17 protein-coding genes are annotated in these 19,371 nt (G+C 47.0%); 7 read left to right on the top strand and 10 right to left on the bottom strand.

Annotated elements, in window-relative coordinates; translation table 11 throughout:
- Positions 1 to 10: 10 nt before the first annotated feature.
- Together QUB13_RS07930 and QUB13_RS07925 are read right to left on the bottom strand one after the other, a co-directional pair.
- Complete coding sequence (locus QUB13_RS07930) at positions 11 to 307, bottom strand: hypothetical protein (RefSeq protein ID WP_333379960.1); 297 nt, start codon at positions 305 to 307, stop codon at positions 11 to 13.
- Between the two features lie 511 nt (positions 308 to 818).
- A complete protein-coding gene (locus QUB13_RS07925) occupies positions 819 to 989 on the bottom strand; it encodes a hypothetical protein (protein WP_194009063.1) in 171 nt (56 codons plus the stop codon).
- Between the two features lie 166 nt (positions 990 to 1,155).
- Here QUB13_RS07925 and QUB13_RS07920 point away from each other — a divergent pair, with 166 nt between their 5' ends.
- The 3 genes from QUB13_RS07920 to speA all read left to right on the top strand — a co-directional run bounded on the left by QUB13_RS07920 (position 1,156) and on the right by speA (position 5,371).
- A complete protein-coding gene (locus tag QUB13_RS07920; RefSeq protein WP_333379959.1) occupies positions 1,156 to 1,746 on the top strand; it encodes a DUF3611 family protein in 591 nt (196 codons plus the stop codon).
- Positions 1,747 to 1,979: 233 nt separating this feature from the next.
- Positions 1,980 to 3,119, top strand: a complete 1,140-nt coding sequence (locus QUB13_RS07915; protein WP_333379958.1) for a helix-turn-helix domain-containing protein — start codon at positions 1,980 to 1,982, stop codon at positions 3,117 to 3,119.
- Positions 3,120 to 3,361: 242 nt separating this feature from the next.
- Positions 3,362 to 5,371 (top strand): biosynthetic arginine decarboxylase, encoded by a 2,010-nt coding sequence (gene speA, locus QUB13_RS07910; protein ID WP_333379957.1) that lies wholly within the window; start codon positions 3,362 to 3,364, stop codon positions 5,369 to 5,371.
- 233 nt (positions 5,372 to 5,604) lie between these two features.
- On the opposite strand, the gene QUB13_RS07905 is transcribed toward speA, so the two are convergent.
- From QUB13_RS07905 to QUB13_RS07875, 7 genes are all read right to left on the bottom strand, one after another.
- Positions 5,605 to 6,765 carry an NDP-sugar synthase gene (locus QUB13_RS07905; RefSeq protein ID WP_333379956.1) on the bottom strand — a complete coding sequence of 387 codons (1,161 nt, stop codon included), beginning with the start codon at positions 6,763 to 6,765 and terminating at the stop codon, positions 5,605 to 5,607.
- 310 nt (positions 6,766 to 7,075) lie between these two features.
- On the bottom strand, positions 7,076 to 7,888 hold the full coding sequence (locus QUB13_RS07900) for a segregation/condensation protein A (protein ID WP_194070366.1): 813 nt from the start codon (positions 7,886 to 7,888) through the stop codon (positions 7,076 to 7,078).
- 331 nt (positions 7,889 to 8,219) lie between these two features.
- Complete coding sequence (locus QUB13_RS07895) at positions 8,220 to 9,047, bottom strand: DUF3153 domain-containing protein (RefSeq protein WP_333379955.1); 828 nt, start codon at positions 9,045 to 9,047, stop codon at positions 8,220 to 8,222.
- Between the two features lie 355 nt (positions 9,048 to 9,402).
- Entirely contained in the window at positions 9,403 to 10,707 is a 1,305-nt protein-coding gene (locus tag QUB13_RS07890) for a TldD/PmbA family protein (RefSeq protein WP_333379954.1), read from the bottom strand.
- 352 nt (positions 10,708 to 11,059) lie between these two features.
- On the bottom strand, positions 11,060 to 13,045 hold the full coding sequence (locus QUB13_RS07885) for an adenylate/guanylate cyclase domain-containing protein (protein WP_333379953.1): 1,986 nt from the start codon (positions 13,043 to 13,045) through the stop codon (positions 11,060 to 11,062).
- A 289-nt stretch (positions 13,046 to 13,334) separates the two neighbouring features.
- On the bottom strand, positions 13,335 to 13,856 hold the full coding sequence (locus QUB13_RS07880; RefSeq protein WP_333379952.1) for a tetratricopeptide repeat protein: 522 nt from the start codon (positions 13,854 to 13,856) through the stop codon (positions 13,335 to 13,337).
- Between the two features lie 47 nt (positions 13,857 to 13,903).
- The gene (locus QUB13_RS07875; RefSeq protein ID WP_006632286.1) at positions 13,904 to 14,263 is read right to left on the bottom strand and encodes a single-stranded DNA-binding protein; all 360 of its coding nucleotides are present in this window, start codon (positions 14,261 to 14,263) and stop codon (positions 13,904 to 13,906) included.
- Positions 14,264 to 14,594: 331 nt separating this feature from the next.
- Between QUB13_RS07875 and QUB13_RS07870 the strand changes: the two genes are divergently transcribed.
- From QUB13_RS07870 to mreD, 3 genes are all read left to right on the top strand, one after another.
- The gene (locus QUB13_RS07870; protein WP_194009048.1) at positions 14,595 to 15,602 is read left to right on the top strand and encodes a rod shape-determining protein; all 1,008 of its coding nucleotides are present in this window, start codon (positions 14,595 to 14,597) and stop codon (positions 15,600 to 15,602) included.
- Between the two features lie 87 nt (positions 15,603 to 15,689).
- Complete coding sequence (mreC, locus tag QUB13_RS07865) at positions 15,690 to 16,493, top strand: rod shape-determining protein MreC (protein WP_333379951.1); 804 nt, start codon at positions 15,690 to 15,692, stop codon at positions 16,491 to 16,493.
- A complete protein-coding gene (mreD, locus tag QUB13_RS07860) occupies positions 16,493 to 17,059 on the top strand; it encodes a rod shape-determining protein MreD (protein WP_333379950.1) in 567 nt (188 codons plus the stop codon). The genes mreC and mreD overlap by 1 nt, the downstream gene beginning before the upstream one ends.
- Positions 17,060 to 17,227: 168 nt before the next feature.
- On the opposite strand, the gene QUB13_RS07855 is transcribed toward mreD, so the two are convergent.
- Positions 17,228 to 18,019: an HAD family hydrolase gene (locus QUB13_RS07855; protein WP_333089611.1), complete on the bottom strand. Its 792-nt coding sequence runs from the start codon at positions 18,017 to 18,019 to the stop codon at positions 17,228 to 17,230.
- A 246-nt stretch (positions 18,020 to 18,265) separates the two neighbouring features.
- On the opposite strand from QUB13_RS07855, the gene argB reads away from it, so the two are divergent.
- Complete coding sequence (argB, locus tag QUB13_RS07850; RefSeq protein ID WP_333379949.1) at positions 18,266 to 19,177, top strand: acetylglutamate kinase; 912 nt, start codon at positions 18,266 to 18,268, stop codon at positions 19,175 to 19,177.
- Positions 19,178 to 19,371 lie beyond the last annotated feature (194 nt).

Raw genomic sequence — 19,371 nt, 5'->3', positions numbered from 1 at the left:
CGCGATCGACTTAATAAGGAGGATTTTTCTTAGACACGTTGTTGAGCGTGGGTAACTGAGATCGAGAAGACTGAGGAGGAAGATAGTATTCGGTAGCAGGGGCGGATTGTTCGGCTCCAGAGCGGTAAATTTGCCACCAGCGGAGGGCCATCGCCACCCCAGCAGTACCAAGCCCAAAAGCGAACAAAGAACCGCTAGCGCCGATGCTGCCGATCGCTGCATCGACAACGCCCACCGTCACAATAAAGCTGGTAATTGGCTCTTTACGGTAAGCAGACCTCAAAAGTCGCGTCCATGAAGCATTCATTTGGTTTTACTCTGTTCTATATTTATTTACAATCTCTAAAACTTAGAGTGGGCGGTGCGATCGGGATTTCTAGCTGAGACTAGCTTCACCTAAATTAATCTGCTCCCCTGTGGGGAATTGTACGGGAGCGAGGCTAAATTGCCAAGCCTGTCAAATCAAAATTTCATCCGAAATATCGCTCCCAAAGCTAGCTCTTGCATTCTCTAAACCGATGTTTCTCGATTGACAAGTCGCTGGGCTTGTTCTAATTAATATTCTAATCAATTCCCGAAGTGGTCGCGGTCAGTAGGGTGACACCCTTGCGAGTGACAGTCCAGACCAACTGTGAGGCTGAGGGGCCCAAAAACTGCTATCAGCCCCCGACGCTAGCTCAGGGTAAATCCCCAAATTTTAGACTTTTGTTCCTCCTCCCAGATGAATCTGTGGAGTCAAATCTAAAATCTAAAACTTGTGAGCCAGCGAAGCCGAAGTATCTAAAATCTCAAATCGACTGACCGCGCCATTGCTAAAATTAGGTGAGACCTAACCAGGCCAGCAACCCCTGCCCTGTGACATACTCGATAATTACAGTTAGGGAAAAACCGATCATCGCAGCTCGACCGTTAAGGCGTTCCGCGTAGCTGTTAAAGCCAAACTTTGGTTGTTCGAGTTTGGGAGTGACGGTGGGTTGTAGTTGTGCCATTGCTTTATATACCTTGCGATCGACGCTGTTCAAATGTGAAATCGAATGTCAGTTACAAATCTTAAACATTTCTGCTTCCATTATAAAGAGGGTTAACCGCCATCAACCGTCCGCGCTAAAAAAAACTGCTGCTAACTCAAGCCACTTAATTATATCCGCTTAAAATATGACCAATCAGTTAGATACCGATAAGCCTCCTGTAGCCGTACAGCGAGTTGCCTTTGCCCTTCGTACAGCAGGCTGGATTTGCTTCTGGATGCAGCTAGTGCTAGCGGTGGTAGCGGCGATCATTTTGCTCTTTGCCATCCCCTTCGCCATTCCTAGCGCCACCGCTGGTGCTCGTTCAACCAGTGCCGGCACCGGTGGCGGTGTATTTTTTGCAATTTGCGGGCTGGCAGTTCTTGGTTACAGCGTATTTCGCGCTTGGGGTTTCACTCGCTTGTCGAAACAACTGCGATCGCCCGCAGGCGCTGTCCGCCCCAAAAAAGCAGACACCATCAAACAGGTTCAGTTGACTCTGATCGGCAATTTGTCAGGACTGCTGCTGACGCTGATCGGTGCAGAAGCCATCAGCGGCACGCTTTTAGCCAAATCTCTAGCTCAGCCGCAAGCTTTGTTCGGTGCCGCCGTCGATTTCAGCAGATTTATTCAGCCTTTGGACATATTTGTGGTATTGGCAAATACTCACGCCACGGTAGCCCACTTTGTCGGAATTGTCGGGACTCTTTGGTTGCTCGATCGCATCCACAAAATCTAAAAAATTGTAATCGGTAATCGGTAATTGGGAATTCTTTCTCTCTCCCCCGATCGCCCTCCCAAATTGATGCGGACTCAAGTCCGAACGATCGAACTTCTCCCCCGATCCTCCTCCCGAATTGATGCGGACTCAAGTCCGAACGATCGAACCTCTCCCCCGATCCCCCTCCGGAATCAATGCCAAGCTGTCGAAGAACTTATTCAGATACCTTCTAGCAAGACAACACAAACATCATGGCACTGAAACCCGAGGCTTATTTTGGGGTGACAGATCACGCAACTATTGAAATTTCTCAAGAAAGTTTTCGTTCTGTCCTCGGTCAAATAGAAGCTGAACTCCTCTGTAGCGACACCTACAGCCACGCTCTAGCTAGCTTGCAAACCATGTTGGGTGAAGCAGCATCTGCAGCGGAAATTTTAATTAGAGCCGTTAGCAGAGAAGCTGTCAAGCTGGCATTTGACAGGTTTGGCAAACCAAACAACACGGAAATCCAAGTTGTAGAAGAGACTTTCGCTGCTGCAACTTCCGCCGCCCTATCGGTTAGAGAATTAGAGCCGTCAGTACCCGATCCTGTGTTCTATTGGCGCAGCGCTGCTGTGGAAGCGCCCCAAACCGAGGTCGAGACTGAAGATGACGAGACAGAAAATCACTCTTCACAAGAAGAGCAACCAGCGCCTCAAAACGAAATTAAATTTGAGTCGGCTGCACCAGCAACTGTCATCGCCCCTGCAAAATCCTTTCCGGGGTTCGGTTTTCTCAACAAGACCAAAAAACTCACCAAGGAAGAAGAAGCAGCAATCGCAGTTGAACAGCGAGAAGAGTCTCTGCGGGAGTTGGGTATAGAGTTACGGAAGGGGCGACAAGTTCGATCGCTATCCCTCCAACAACTCCACAGTCAAACTCTCGTCCCGCTGCACCATATTGAGTCGATCGAAAATGGGGAAATTGAGAAATTGCCCCAGGATATTTACGTTAGAGGTTTTATCCGCAGGTTGGGCGATGCCTTGGGACTAGACGGCACCGCGATGGCGAATGCTTTGCCCAAACCGGCTCCGAGTCTCGTAATTGCTAACACCTATTTGTCTGTTTCTGACTCGGATTCAGCCGACGGCTTTCAAATGCGTCCCGTGCATTTATACCTCGGTTACACCGCTTTGATGGCTGGGGCGATCGGGGGTGTGGGTTGGCTGTCGCAGCAACCTGTAGTACCGGGCGCCAATGCAGTACCTGAGCCGCAGGTGAAACCGCCCGCCTCTGTTGCGCCGGCTCCGAAGAGCCAAGAAAAAGCGCCTCAGCCGGGTTTGAAGAAGTCTCACAACGGGGCGATGATTGTGGGGGCTGACATGGCACCGCCGGAGGTGATTTTTGGTTAGAGTGTGTCAGGCGATCGATCGCCTGACAGCACTCGTGGCGCACGTAAACTGGGAAACCGGATTTGCGAGTTTACATCCATTCCTACATACAGCTTGAATATAGCGGTTCGATCGCGTGGTGAGGTATGCCCGGTTTGGCCGGTTTGGCCGGCTCCGGCCTAGTGAATTTTCCACTGCATCAGGAAACCCGATATCTGCGATAGACTATCTATTTGACCACTCATTTCGAGGTTTTCAATAAGATGAGCTCCCCAGCTACCGTTGCTTCCTCCGATACCGAGTCGCTATCGACTCAGACGCCAACAGTCACGAGTTTGGTTCCTTCAGACGGTGCTTTGGTAGCGGCTGCTGAACGGCCACAAAAATCTTGGACAATAGAAGATAGCGAGAAACTATACCGCATTCAAGGCTGGGGCGAACCCTATTTTTCGATCAATGCCGCCGGTCACGTTACAGTGTCTCCCAAGGGCGATCGCGGCGGTTCCCTCGACTTGTACGAACTGGTTGAATCGCTCAAACAGCGCAATTTAGCTTTGCCCCTGCTGATTCGATTTTCCGATATTTTGGAAGATCGGATCGATCGCTTAAATTCCTGTTTTGCCAGAGCAATCGCTCGCTACAGTTACAAAAATGTCTATCGCGGCGTCTTTCCAGTCAAATGCAACCAGCACCGACAGTTAGTTCAAGATTTGGTGCGTTTCGGTCAACCCCATCACTTCGGACTGGAAGCCGGCTCAAAACCAGAATTAATGATCGCTTTGGCGACTTTGAAAACCCCTGGCGCTTTGTTGATTTGCAACGGTTACAAAGACCGCGAATACATAGAAACCGCAATTTTGGCGCAGCGGCTAGGGCAAACTTCCGTGATTGTGCTGGAGCAAATTGAGGAAGTAGGACTCGCAATTGCCGCCAGCATTGCATTAAAAATTAAACCTGTTTTGGGAGTGCGAGCCAAACTCACTACCAAAGGCGTTGGCCGCTGGGGAGGTTCCACGGGCGATCGGGCAAAATTTGGCTTGACAATTCCAGAAATTATCCGCGCCGTCGGCGAACTAGAACAAGCAGGAATGCTCGACTGTTTGCAGTTGCTGCACTTCCACATCGGCTCTCAAATTTCCTCAATTAGCGTCATCAAAGATGCCATTAGAGAAGCCAGCCACATTTATGTAGAATTAGCTAAATTGGGAGCTAATATGAACTACTTGGACGTAGGCGGCGGGCTCGGCGTTGACTACGACGGCTCTAAAACAAATTTCCACACTTCCAAAAACTACAATATGCAAAACTACGCAAACGACGTAGTAGCGGGAGTGAAAGATGCCTGCGACGAGCGGAAAATTCCTGTACCAATTATCATCAGCGAAAGCGGGCGGGCGATCGCATCTCACCAATCAGTTTTAGTTTTTAACGTACTCGGTACTAGCGATGTCCCCAGAGAAGTACCAGAACCAGTAGACGAAAACGCGCATCTTATTCCGCGCAATCTCTACGAAATTTACCAATCAATCACACCCGAAAATTACCAAGAAGTCTATCACGATGCGATCCAATTTAAGGAAGAAGCAGTCAGTTTATTTAACTTAGGCTATTTGGGAATTGCGGAACGGGCAAAAACCGAACAGTTGTACTGGGCTTGCTGCGATAAAATACAGGCGATCGCGCGGCAAAAAGAATACGTCTCGGACGATTTGGAAGACCTAGAAAAGGTGATGGCGTCTATTTATTACATCAACCTATCTGTTTTCCAGTCAGTACCAGACAGTTGGGCAATCAATCAATTGTTCCCAATTATGCCCCTTAACCGACTCGACGAAGAACCTACTGCGCGCGGTATTTTAGCCGATATAACCTGCGATAGCGACGGCAAAATAGACCAATTTATCGATTTGCGAGATGTCAAGTCGGTTTTAGAACTGCATACTCCCAAGCCGGGAGAACCTTACTATTTAGCGCTATTTTTGGGAGGTGCTTATCAAGAAATTATGGGCAACCTTCACAACTTATTCGGCGATGTAAATACAGTTCACATTCAGCTAACACCTTCTGGCTATCATATCGAACACGTGGTGAAAGGAGACACTATGAAAGAAGTCCTCAGCTACGTACAGTACGATTCAGAAAGCTTGGTTGAAAGCATCCGCCGTCAGACAGAAGAGGCTTTGCAGCAAAATAAAATTACTCTTTCTGAAGCCCAACTTTTGCTGCAAAATTACGAACGAAGTCTGGGCCAGTACACCTATCTTCAGTCGTAATTAATCATATCGCGTCCGATCGATAGGTTTGTAGTGCGGACTTTAGTTGGCGTTTTACGGACTAAAGTCCTCACTACAAACGATTTTTACTCGTTACCAGCACCTTACCTTTAGAAAATACCCACTATGGCGGTTCTCAAGCGTGGTGAGGTATGCCCACGGAGGCCACGGAGGCCTATGCCCGGTTTGGCCGCGAGAGTACCTCATATTTCTGAGAAAAGCTATACCAATTATTAAAGATTACCGAGAATTGCTGCGATCGCCCGCCGATCTTCTCCGTGTTGAGTAGGCAAAACTTGGCGAGCATCAGTAATCAGCCAATCGAGCGCCGCTTCTTGCAAATCGATCGCAGCTCCGGTTTTGTCAACGCAATAGCGCCCGAACACCAGTTTGTCAATCAACCGCACCTCTGGGCCCAAACGGGAATACTCAAAAATCACACTGTTTTGCACAGTCGCCCCGCTGCACACCCAACAATTTGGGCCGATCATTGTCGGGCCCACAATTTTTGCTCCATCCTCAATAATGGTCATCCCGCCAATGTAAACAGGCCCGGTAATATCAACCTTATCCCAGTTCACAGCCACATTCAAACCAGCGTAAACGCCGGGGCGCACTTCAATTCCCGGAATTGAAACATTTTTAATTTCTCCCAACAGCACGCTCTGAATTGCCCGCCAATAGTCAGGAACTTTGCCAATATCCACCCACTCAAAGTCCATGCTAATTCCGTAAAACGGAGCCCCTGCTTCTACTAACGCGGGGAATAACTCGGAACCGATATCGTACTCCTTACCCGAAGGGATGTAATTGAATATTTCCGGTTCAAAAATATAAATCCCAGTATTGATGTCGGTACTCAGAGCTTCTTCTACAGAAGGTTTTTCTTGGAAAGCTTTAATTCGGCCAGAATCGTCTGTTACCACCACTCCGTAACTGGGAACCTGATCGCGGGGAACAGATTTCATCACAATAGTGGCGATCGCCCCTTTTTCCCGGTGCCACTTCACAGCAGCAGTCAAGTCCAAGTCAATCAAAGCGTCCCCGCACAGCACCACAAAAGTATCATCAAAAAACGGTGAAAAATCCTGAATCCGTTTCATGCCGCCAGCCGAACCGATGGCTTCTCCAATCATTTTTCCGTCTTCAATCCGGCCTTCAAAAGAATAGCCAATTTGTACCCCAAACTTTTGACCGTCTCGGAAATAGTTCTCAATCACGTCGGCCAAGTGAGAAACATTGACCATAATCTGATCGAACCCGTGCTGCCGGAGCAATTCAACCAAAAATTCCATCACTGGCTTTTGCAGGATCGGAATCATCGGTTTGGGTATTGTCTGAGTAATGGGACGGACGCGAGTGCCTTTACCGGCCGCCAGAATCATCGCTTTCATTATTAACTTCCTCAACCCTCTATTAATTGATATCAACTCAACACTTAGATGCTAGCGGTTGCGATCGGTGCGATCGCAGCACAGTCCCGACTTGTTTATAGGCGACATCGTACCAGGCTATTAATGATTTATTCCCTATTTACTAGATTTAAAAAATCAGGAATCGAGAATTAACCAGAACTTCGCAATCGGGCTGTCCGCATTTCATACTCAGCCTTAGAATGTCGGCGAGCAAGGTTCTGCCTAAAGTCTTAACCGACGCAGGGGGAGAGTTATTGGTTTCCCAGGTTGACTACCATGCCGTTTCAGTTCACAGCGGCCGGATTTTGAGGTCTTGGTAAAACTCCTCTTGAAGCAACTCTACTTTAGACTGAGCCGACAGCAACAATAACGCCCAAAAAACACCCACACGGTCATGATTTGGCAAGTGAACTTCCCCAGTCGATAGCGGGGACTCGGCGTCAACAGGAGAGTGCAAATCGTGATGGCGCCAAAGTTCCAGAAGTTCTTCCAAGTCGAGCCAACCCTCATCAATTTCAGACCCGCGCCCTGTCAGAAGCCGTTCTAGTTCGCTAGCAGTTTCCACAAGATTTTCTTGGTGAGCTAGCTCAAAAATAGCCTGGGCTGCTTGCGATCGCATTTTTGAGGTCGGGCGGCGGCGAGGAGCAACTGTCTGCTCCATTGCTGCTTTCATAAGCTGCAACTGCTCGATTAGTTCCGGGAGAGTCACCGGGCGTTTTTGTGGGAGTTGAGCGACACCGCGACGGCGCAATTGTCGCTCCAAATGCTGCGGCAAATGTCGCCCTCCCGAATGCTCTGAGTCTTCTAGCGCGGCCTCGTCGAATTCAGGATTTGCGGGGGGTTCAGAGAGAACGATACTTTCTGCTTTGAGCAGCACCAGCATTGAAGCGTACAAAAACGCTTGACCCGAGTGGGACAAATCGGAGAAATCCGTACCCCTATCGGCATCGCAGGCGTTTGTCAGTTTGCTCAAACATCGATCGAACACTTCAATGACTTGCACGTCCCAAGGATTGATTTCTCCCCGTTCTGCCAAATCAATTAAAATTGCGATCCCCTCAGAAATCGTTTCTAAACCATTTTGGTCTCTGGAAACAACCATTCAATTTTAGATTTTAGATTTTAGATTTTAGATTTTATACTGATACGCTGACCCAGAAAAAAGCCAATTTTTTTCTCTTAAATTTGCTCGTTACCAGGATCTGCCTGGTAATGCAGATGCTTTGGCTCTGCCTCCTTACGATCTCGCAACTTACAGGAAAGCAAACTGTAGGAGGTGCTTAAGTTATTAAATTTTCGCTCCTAAGTAAAGTTCGCAGTACATCAGTCAGCGTCCGTAACTTAAGAGCGGACGGTCGTCCGCACTACGAACCGTTTTTGTTATGGTAATCAACCGGACACGATATGACTCGCCCCGATCAAATATATCCTCTTTAGGCTTGGCCGAGGTTTTGCGGTTTCTTGCCGATTCCGAGTCCTGGCAATATTTGATATTTCAAAGCAACGCCCGCCGCTACAAATAAGGCAATAATTAACGCCCCAATTCCTACGGGACTCGGAATCCAGAATGTCGCCTCCAAATAGTTAATTTCCCCTGGTTTCAGCTTCCAAACTAACTGCTTTCCTTCGCGGTAAATTTCGGGTACTATCGCACCGGCGACAGTTTCCATACTTTCTGCGCCCCAAGGCGTGTTCAAGCTAAATTCTAGCTCCAAAAGCCCCCCCGGACTCAGTAGCAAACTGCCGTTTGAGGAAAGCAGGGAAAGAGAGCGCAAATCCAATTCCAAACTCAACCGATTTCGCAGCACCAATAACAAATTATTCTGCTTGACATCCATGTGAGATTCAAACTTCGGTAAATCGGTTTCTAGCTTACTTGCGACGGGATGATTTTTGGTGGTTTGTGCGATCGGATTGTAGAATTTGTTGAACTTGTTTTGTAACTCGGCTCCATTATTAAAAGGAATAGTGACCATAACTTCTGTCTCGGAAAGCCGTTTAGTTTTTCCGTTTAGCAACCTCACCCGCTGTTCTACGCTGTTCAACCAATCTCCAACAGTTTCGCTGCTGAAGCTGGTCAACTTTTCCCCCAGTTTAATGTGCTGCACTATTTCGCCGCGAGTTTGACTTTGAAAGTTGACTCCGACATCGTACTGAACACATCCAGTCACTAGAGTTAAAAGGCAAAGAACAAAAGGTAAAAGAAAGAAAAAGTGCTTTTTCTTCTTCCCAGTTCCATCCTTGACATTTTGCTCTTTCATTGTACCTTTTTCCTGTTTTTTCCTATTTGCATGACTTAGCAAAGCGATAATTTGCCGACACAGTTTCTGTTTTTTTCTGACAACTCTCGACTTATATCAAATCCTCTCTTGATCGGAATAGTAAATTCACTGTTGACTGTTGACTGTTGACTGTTAACTGTTAACTGTTAACTGTTAACTGTTAACTGTTAACATCATTCCGATGCAACGGGAAACGATATTACGCACTGCGGAATAAAAACCCGGTTTCTTAACAGTATTGGCAATTTCACCGATGGTTTTTGGCAGAAACCGGGTTTTTGGGGTCAAGCGTCATAACATTTTTATGGCAAAAGTTTTTCTAGGAGCACTCAACTTATTGCCTTGAAGCGACGCCCAACTGTTGAAACAGCATACTTGGCAAATATGCCGCACCGCCTACCCATTCGGCTTCGCTGCTCAAATCTGCCAAATTTTTAAAGGCTTCAAAAATGCTGCCTGCGACCATTGTATTCTTGACGCGACCGACTATTTTGCCTTTTTCTACTTTATAGCCTAAGTCTAAATTGACTGAAAATTCTCCTGCTAATTGATTGGATTGACCGGCACCTAAAACTTGCTCTACTATTAGACCTTCGTCCATGCTAGCAATCAAGTCTTGGATGCTGGTGTTTCCTGGGGAAATGCAGAAGTTAGTCAAATCTGGGCCTGGGCGCGACAATCCACCGCGAAAACCGTTGCCGGTTGATTGTACGCCGGCGCGGGCGGCCCACCTGCGATCCCAATAAAATCCGGTGACGGTGCCTTTGTCAATTAAGGTTTTGCGGGTGGTGGGCGTACCTTCGTCGTCGAAGGGACAGGCGGAAGGGCCTAAAGTGGGGTCTTCAAAAAAGGTGAAGCGTTCGTCAAATAAGGTTTCGCCGATTTTGTCGGCTAGGGGAGAGGCTTTTTGGACGACTGCTTGACCTGAAAGGATGGTATCAAACAAACTTCCTAATGTGCTGGCGGCGGCTCTGGGGGTGAACAATACTGGATAGGAACCGCTGGCGATGGTGGCTGGATGTTCGGCGAGGCGGTATTTTTCGAGGAGTGATTGGAGGATGCTGTTGGTGTCGATCGCCCGATCGCGCGCGACATCGTAACTGTATGCTTGCATAAAGTCTTCTCCTTTGACCAAATTTCCGGCGATCGTCCCGCTGACTATTTGGCTGCTTCTTTCGGCATACACATCTCGCGTCGTGGCAATTTTGACGCGGCCGCTGCGGACGTGAAAGCCTACATCTACCATAATATCGGGATTGTAGGCGTGAACTTGCTCGATGAGGTTTTTGCCGTTTTCGACTAATTCGGCAGTTGTGGGCGGAGTGTAGGTGGTTTCCGGGCCTTTTAGGTGGAAGTTGGAGGCGAGTTCAAATTCTGCGGGATCGCCGATTTCGGCAGTTTGAATGGCTGCATCGACTAAATCGTCTATCCGGGTTAAGTCTGTGGAACTAGCAAAGCCGATTTTGCCTTTGTGAATCAGCCGGAGTGCTACGCCTTGCAGTGCTTTGGTTTGCAGGGATTTGAGGCGATTGTTTTCAAATTCGATCGGCGTGTCTTGACTCGACAGGTAGTATACTTCAGCGGCATCGGCTCGCTGACTTGCCAATTTCAATATCTGTTCTATGGTGGAATCGCTCACAATAATCGCCTTTCTGGTTGGTCTTTGTTTTATTTTAGCGATTTTGGGTGTGGCCAGAAACCGGCTTTTTTCCCAAAACATCGATACACCACCGAAAAACTGCGAAAAACCCGGTTTCTTTGATTTTGGGTGCGGCCAGAACTCGCAAAGACTTAGAAACCTGGTTTTTACTGAGAAGACGCGCTGTAGCCGACAGATTCGCAAAAAAACCCGGTTTCTCGACACCCGCGCGTAAAACCATCCATCGCTTGATAGAATTCATCTTCCGAAGCATTTTATAGCGCCAAAACTTTTCCCTGGCTGGAAGAACAAGTTAACAGTTATTCACCTATCGAGTGCTAGTGGCTAATATTCATCCCCCCCGACCCAAAAGCCAATAGGTCATCATTTCTCCTCTTCCCTTGACCTGGATCGTACCCCTTGGCTCTAGTAAGTATTTATGCTGTAATTTGAGATAAGTCGCATCGGAGACTTGAATGTATCCCGGTTTACCGTGGGATTCCATCCTTGAGGCGATATTCACCGCATCACCCCAGAGGTCATAGATAAATTTCTTAATCCCAATTACTCCCGCAATTACAGGCCCGGTATTAATCCCGATCCGAATTTGTAGAGATTCCCCAAAAATATTCTCCACCTCTTGCATATAGGCGTGCATATCCAACGCCATGTTGGCGATCGCTTCGGCATGATCCGTTCGAGAAACGGGTAAACCACCAACTACCATGTAGGCATCCCCAATGGTTTTAATTTTCTCTAAACCATACTTTTCAGTGAGTTGATCGAAGGCAGAGAAAATTTGGTTCAAACCTGCTACCAATTGCATCGGCTCTATCCGAGCCGAGATCCCAGTAAAACCTACGATATCCGCAAACAAAATCGTGGCTTCTTCAAAATGTTCAGCAGGGGATTCATTAGTTCGCATGAGGCGATCGGCAATTTCCGCAGGTAAGATATTCAAAAGTAATTGTTCTGACCTTTCTTTTTCTTGGCGCAGTTCTCCAGTTCTTTGCTCCACTCTATCTTCCAACTCTTCATTTGCCAAATGGAGGGCATCTAGAGAATCCTTCAGTTGTTGGGTCATGCCGTTAAAAACGTTGGCTAATTCTCCAAGTTCAACGATGGAACTAACCTCGACTTGTTGGTTGAGATTGCCCTTGGCGATCGCTTCCGAAGCAGTGGTGATCCGCTCCACAGGACGGATAATCCGGCGAGCAGTCAGGATACCTAACAAAATTGCCAAAATCAAAGTTGCTAAACAGAGCAGGATTGTAGTCTGAGTATTAGCATGAATCTGATTCATAAAATCTGCTTCTGGAATAGTCACCACCACCAACCAGTCAATACCTTTACCATCTCGAAAAGGATCGACTTGGACGAAATAATTTTTACCAGCGACGGTAAATTTCAGTTGATGAGATGCTTGGATATTTTTAAAATCATGAAACTGCTCTAGCAAAGCTTGACTCGCTTTTTGGGTGATGGCATTGCTACTATTGACAACCTTGAGTCGTTCAATTCGTTGTTCTGGCAGTTGGACAACCTTGTCTGGGTAATATTGAAAGGGCTTTTCCCCTGTAGAGGTGGCAATCATTTCTCCAGAACGTTCCAGAATAAAACTTTGCCCAGTTTTACCGATTTTGAGTTTACTTAAAAAGTCCCCAAACATTACCAGATTTAAGCTTGCCATCCACACTCCTTGGAGAGTTCCAGTCTGGGTATATATGGGTTTGCTCGCCGCAATGTATAGGTATTTACCTGTAATGTGAGGATACAGTTTTGCCCAAACAGCTTGCTTTTGCTGCACTGGAATTTTATAGTAGGGGCGGTTGCGGGGGTCAAAGTTAGGTTTCCCGGCGTTGATAATTTCTCGGCGTTCCCCTGAAGGACTGGTGGTATAGGTTGTCAAAGTGTGGTTATTTTCTACCTCCGAAGTACGGATGACGATCTCGCCATCATCCTGCCGCTCACCAGCAAAAAACTCTTGATTTGGGGTAACAAAAGCTGCGGCAGCAATAAGGGGAAAGGCAGGGAGTTGTCCCCATAGAAACTTCTCTACGTCTCTCCCATTATTAAGATTGATACGGTTTTGGAGCAGGGCTGCATCATAGGTTTCAAAGGATTGAAAGGGAATAGCAACCAGATAAGTTAGATTTTGCTTGATGCGATCGCTAGTATCATTCCGCAACTGAGTAGCTACATCATTTACTGCTTTTTGACCGTTTCTATAGGAAAGATAACCAACAACAGCCACTGCTCCAACTGTTTGGACAACAAATGGAACAATTAGTAGTATTTGTAGGGGAATTTTTCTAAAAAGTCCAGGTGATAATGGCATCCTTAAGAAGCTTTGGCAAGTAATGTTGCCATTACGGGACAAAAAATAACCCTGAGCGATAGATCGAACTGTTGCTGCCTATTTTGTCATGGACGATCGGAAATGCTGAATTTTGATACAATTTTTTACACTCAGTAAGAGCAACCCCTTGCTAAGGGTTGGAAATTAATATTTTTTCACCGTATAAGTAGATAGGCCCTGTAAAAAGGAACTATGTAAACGATTGTCAAGTATTGAAATGCGCTAAGCGCGGCTGGCTTAGGGTTGTTTGCATTAAGTAGAAGTTAGCCTAACTTAGCCATACTAAAGAGCAAAAAATTATAATTGTTGCAATTAATGCCACCCAAATAAACTGATTATCTTTCGTGTTAACCTGGCTCAAATCAACAGGTTCCGGTGCAACTAATTTGGGTTTGGCGTACTTGATATCAGCCTTGGGATTGGCTTGAAAACTGATTGATTGATTTTCATCTAAAGCTGCTAAATCTGGGATTTTCACCATCCATTCGGGAGGGATGGTGAGTTTGGGGGCTTCGAGTATGAACAGCAAGCGCTTGGCTTGCTGGCGGGTTTCTTGGCGGGGATGGCGGGTGAGTTTGCGGCAAAGCTCGATCGCCCTTTCTGTATCGCCAGAGGCTTCGTAGGCCGTCACCAGCCACATTTGCACCTCGCCGCCCAACGGGGAATTGCGATCGACCAAACCCACCGCTGTTTCTAAACTCTCCACGGATCGAGCGTAGCGGCCGCTCTCAAAAGCTACTCGGCCCGCTTGATACTCTGTTTGAACAATTTCTAACTTTTCGGAAGTCACCAGCCGCTACCCAATTCACAAATATTAGTTGCCAAATTCCTCAAACACTAGAATTCGCTGTTTTGTTGCGACATACCCGACTCGTTGTCGCGTTTGGAACCCAGCAAGTCTAAATGGTCTACCTTAATTACTGGCTTCGAGCGATTAGAACCCGTATTGCGGTCTTGCCAGCGATCGAACTTCAAAGAGCCTGTTACGCCAATGAGAGAACCTTTGCGAACGTAGTCAGCAGCAATCTGAGCTGTTTTACCCCAGATTTCCAGATTGAACCAGTCTGGCTGATCGCTGTTCTTGGTTCGGCGATTGACTGCCAGCGTCAAATTACACTTAACTGTACCCGACTCAAAATATTTTACGTCCGGGTCGCCGCCGACGCGGCCTACTAAAGTCACAACATTAAGACTCATAAACTTTTTCGGGAATGTGCTCGATTGGTGGTGTAGTTAAACTCTCCTGGACTCGCGATCGTCTGCCAGCTTAACTTGTAACAGCGCGAATCAGGGCTTCATCCTGATTTTACACCCACTTACCAGAACATATTGATTGTGGATGATTGGCGAGTCTTCACTCAACTCGCGATCGAGAATGTACGTTTCTGACTAGACTCAGAATGAAAAACGTAATAGAATCCACCTCGGTTACACTTTTGTAACAACATTATTGCACACATTAGTATTTTAGTTTGGGGGGGGGTACAAATCAGTGGGTCTTCTCAATCGATTTTCCTTATCTAGAGATATGGGTATCGACCTCGGTACTGCTAACACGCTCGTTTATGTATCCGGCAAAGGTATTGTTCTGCAAGAACCGTCTGTAGTGGCGATCGACCAAGACTTAAAAATACCGCTGGCTGTCGGAGAAGATGCTAAAAAAATGCTCGGGCGCACGCCAGGGAATGTCATAGCACTGCGCCCGCTGCGCGACGGGGTAATCGCAGACTTCGATACTGCCGAACTCATGCTCAAGACTTTTATCCGCAGGGTTCACGAAGGCAGAAGCTTGGTTTCGCCCCGGATAATTATTGGCATCCCCAGCGGTGTCACCGGAGTGGAAAGGCGGGCGGTCATTGAAGCGGCTACTCAGGCTGGCGCTAGAGAAGTACGTTTAATTGATGAACCTATCGCTGCGGCGATCGGGGCCGGACTGCCTGTTGCTGAGGCGACTGGCAATATGATTATAGATATCGGCGGGGGTACGACGGAAGTTGCCGTTTTGAGCTTGCAAGGTACAGTGATCAGCGAGTCTGTGCGGGTAGCGGGTGACGAACTCAATGAGTCGATCGTCCAATACATGAAAAAAGTTCACAATTTGGTCATCGGCGAACGCACTGCTGAAGAAATTAAAATTCAAGTGGGCTCTGCATATCCGACGACTGAGGATGACGACGTAATTATGGAAGTGCGGGGCTTGCACTTGCTCTCCGGTCTGCCGCGAACTGTGACGATCAAAGGCCCAGAAATTCGCGAAAGTATGTCGGAACCGCTTTCAGTAATTGTGGAAGCTGTCAAGCGTACTTTGGAACGCACTCCCCCAGAATTAGCAGCAGATATTATTGACAGGGGAATTATGCTGGCCGGCGGCGGGGCGCTGATGAAAGGTTTAGATACTCTGATCAGTCACGAAACAGGAATTGTCACTCATGTGGCAGCCGATCCTCTGTGCTGCGTGGTTTTGGGCACGGGTAGGGTCTTGGAAAACAAACAATTGGAACGGGTTTTCAGCGGGCAGTCGTCGCGCAATATGTAGTTAACAAATTTGGGATTTTGGATTTAGAAATAGGGCTGCCATCTCAAATCTAAAATCCTGACATAACAATTTTACATTACTGAGATTATGCTAAAAAACACAATCCGCAGGTGGTGGGATCTGCGTCTACCAATAGCTCTTTTAGGTTTAGCTGTAACTGCTGCTTGGGGAGTTAGACAAACACAAGGTGCTCCACTGTTTGAAGTTTACAATTGGGTGTCTCGTCCTTTTCAAGCCAACGGCTCAGGACAAGAGCAACTCATCTCGGCGCGGACTCAAGAATTGCAAGCGCGACTATTAGAATCGGAAGCTCAAAATCAAAAACTAAAAGAGCTTTTAGGTTATGTTTCTGCTAAAAAAACTAAAGGGATTGTCGCTCCTATTGTCGGCCGCAGCGCTGACCACTGGTGGCAGCAAATTACTTTGGGACGCGGCAGTAATGATGGCATAAAAACAGATTTTACTGTGATGGGCCCTGGCGGTTTGGTAGGTCGGGTTGTCAGTGTTACTCCTAATACTAGCTTGGTGCTTTTAGTCAGCGATCCCACGAGTCAATTGGGTGTGGGAATTACTCGCAGTCGCAACATGGGTTTTATGCGCGGTAAAGGCGGAAATCAGGCTGTGATGGAGTTTTTTGATAATGTTCCCAATGTCAAACCTGGGGATGTGGTTTCAACTTCTTCTTTCAGTCAGTTGTTCCCTGCTGGTTTGCCGGTAGGAAAAATCGTTTCCGTGGATATGAATAAAACTCCGGCTCCTGAAGCTGTTGTTGAGTTTTCTGCACCGATGAATTCTCTGGAATGGGCGGTGATTTACCCTCACTCTAAGGAAGTTGAACAAAAGAATGCTGCTGGTGAATCTTCTACGCCGGATGGGGGAGAAAAGCAGTAATGAAGGCTTTATCTAGAATGTTTGGGCGATCGCGCAAATTTCTCAACTTTGGCGTTACATTTGTTTCTGTGCTGCTGTGCTTACTAATATTGCCTGCTCGGATGCCGGGAATGGAATTGCTGGGAATTAGCCCTAACTGGCTGTTAATTTGGTTGGTAGCTTGGAGCATTAAGCGGAAACGTACAGTTTGGGGAGCCGCTAGCATGGGCGTGGTTTTGGGGTTTCTTCAAGATGCGATGACTGCTCCTCATCCTAGCCACGCTGTGAGTCTAGTTATTGTAGGAGTCTTAACGGTTGTTTTGCTCAAAACCTGGTCGATTCCGGCGGATATTGTTGAGAGAGATCCGATTCCGATCGCCCTAATTGTGTTTGCGATGGCGGTGGTGGCGGAAACGGTAATGGGGCTACAATTTTTGGCTATGGGCGATCGGGGTTTAGTAGAAATTTGGAGCGATCACCAGCGAGTGGCTTTGTGTTCAGCTATTCTCAGCAGTCTTTGGGCTCCGGTGATTTATTTTCCCCTCAATCACTTGTGGGAAATGACTAGGAGTTTAGAAAAATCTTAGTTAGTCAGTAGTCAGTAGTCAGTAGTCAGTAGTCAGTAGTCAGTAGTCAGTAGTCATTAGTCAACAGTTAACGGTTAACAGTTAACAGTCAACAGTCAACAGTCAACAGTTAACAGTCAACAGTCAACAGTCAACAGTCAACAGTCAACAGTCAACAGTCAACTGTTGTCACTCAACGATCGCCTTTGGGGCCGCTCCTAATAAGTGATGAACGGCAATAATCAAGTCGCTGAGAATGAAATTAGGCTGGTGTTTTTGCAGTTGATGGCGGCTGCGAATGCCGCAGGTAACGGCAATTGTAGGTATTCCCAATGCTTGTCCTGCGAGGATATCTGCTTCGGTATCTCCGATCATCCAAGCCGAACCGAGAGATGACTCAAATTCTTCGGCAACTTCAGCTAACAATTCGGTTTTTAAGGCTGTATAGTTGTGGTAGGCAGCATCCGGCATTTGAGTGCCGCGAATGCTGGTAAACAGTCTGGCTAAACCGTAATTTTGCAACAGTTGAACGGCTTGATGTCTCGGCCGCAGGGTGACTAAAATCAGTCGCACGCCGCGGGAGTGCAAAAGCGCGATCGCCCATTGCACTCCCGGCTGGATGCGATCTAGGTGCAATAAGTCTGGCTGATTGACAATCCGACTCACGCATCCGAGAAAAACGTGAATTTCTTCTCCCGACAAGCCGGAAGATTTGGCTATTTCAGCATCGGGGACTCGATTTTGTTTCATTTGCCAAAACTGCTGTTTGCTGAGGATTTGCAGGTTGAGGCTGATTCCTCGCTCGCTACAGGCTGCTTGAGTGTCGGCTAATCCCTGTTTGTAAGTGCTGTAGTAGCGATCGGACACATCGACAATCGGCCCGTCTAAATCGCAAAATACCGTTATTCGGGGGGACGAGTCAGCCTCTGATGGTAGCGTGTACTGAGGGTTTTCGGAATTGGGGGCGACAGCAGTTAACATATAAGGTTCAGTAAATCAAGGATAACGATACATTTCTTGACTTTACCAAGAATTTTATAAGTTATAAGACAAAATTTCAAGCTATATCATTAAAAAAACCTATGATAATTATGAGGATAGCTCTCAAAAAGGGCGATCGGGCAAATCGTCGATAAATTCCAGGGAAAAAGTGATTTTTGTAGCTGTTGATATTTGCTTTAGCCATTAAAGTTTAGAATTAAGTTTTTAGTCTTTTGTAAATTACCCATGCTCAAACAAAGCGATTTTGTTAGGAATCCAGACACTAATCGAGTAGAGGTGCTTTCCGAAGCACTGCCTTACATTCAAAACTTTGCCGGCCGCACAATTGTAGTCAAATATGGCGGTGCGGCGATGAAAGATAGCACTCTCAAAGACAAAGTAGTTCGGGATATTGTACTCCTAGCTTGCGTGGGGATGCGTCCGGTTGTCGTTCACGGCGGCGGCCCAGAAATTAATATTTGGCTGGAAAAATTGGGAATTGAGCCGCAATTTAAGGATGGTTTGCGAGTAACTGATGCAGCGACAATGGAAGTCGTAGAAATGGTTTTGGTGGGAAAAGTAAATAAGGAAATTGTTTCGTTAATCAACCAAGCTGGCGGCAAAGCAGTGGGATTGTGCGGCAAGGATGCGAATCTGATTCAAGCTCGTCCAGATGGCCGCGAGGGAATTGGATTTGTTGGTGAAGTTAGCGGCGTGGACACCAACATTTTGGAGTCCTTGGTGAACAGCGGTTATATTCCCGTGGTATCGAGCGTGGCGGCGGATGAACGCGGTCAATCTTACAACATTAATGCTGACACAGTGGCTGGGGAAATTGCGGCTGGTTTGGATGCAGAAAAGTTGATTTTGATGACTGATACTGCGGGAATTTTGGAGGATTATCACAAGCCCGAGAGTCTGATTGCTAAGCTAGATATTCAAGAAGCGAGACAGTTGGTTGAGTCGGGAGTTGTGTCTGGAGGGATGATTCCGAAGGTTAATTGTTGTGTGCGAAGTTTGGCTCAGGGTGTGAAGGGCGCTCACATTATTGACGGGCGAATTCCTCATGCTTTGCTGCAAGAAATATTCACGGATGCGGGGATTGGCTCGATGATTGTTGCTTCTGAGTTTAGCGGGGGGAAGTTAAGGAATAAGTAAGGCGTGAATTTTAGTTTGGGGCGGGTAAGTGAAGCGATAAATCATTGCTTTACCCGTCCATAGAATTGCTTTCTAGTTTGCCAGTAGGACTTGTGGGAACTATTGTCGAAGTCTATGATACGGGAAAAAATGTCAGTATTTAGTGGAATTTGCTGATAATCAAGGGATTGAATATGCTATGGCTATTTTGAAGG

The sequence above is a fragment of the Microcoleus sp. B4-D4 genome (assembly GCF_036705185.1).
Taxonomy (GTDB): domain Bacteria; phylum Cyanobacteriota; class Cyanobacteriia; order Cyanobacteriales; family Microcoleaceae; genus Microcoleus.
The sequence above is the reverse complement of the archived record's forward strand: the minus strand, read 5'-3'. Positions and strand labels throughout refer to the sequence as shown.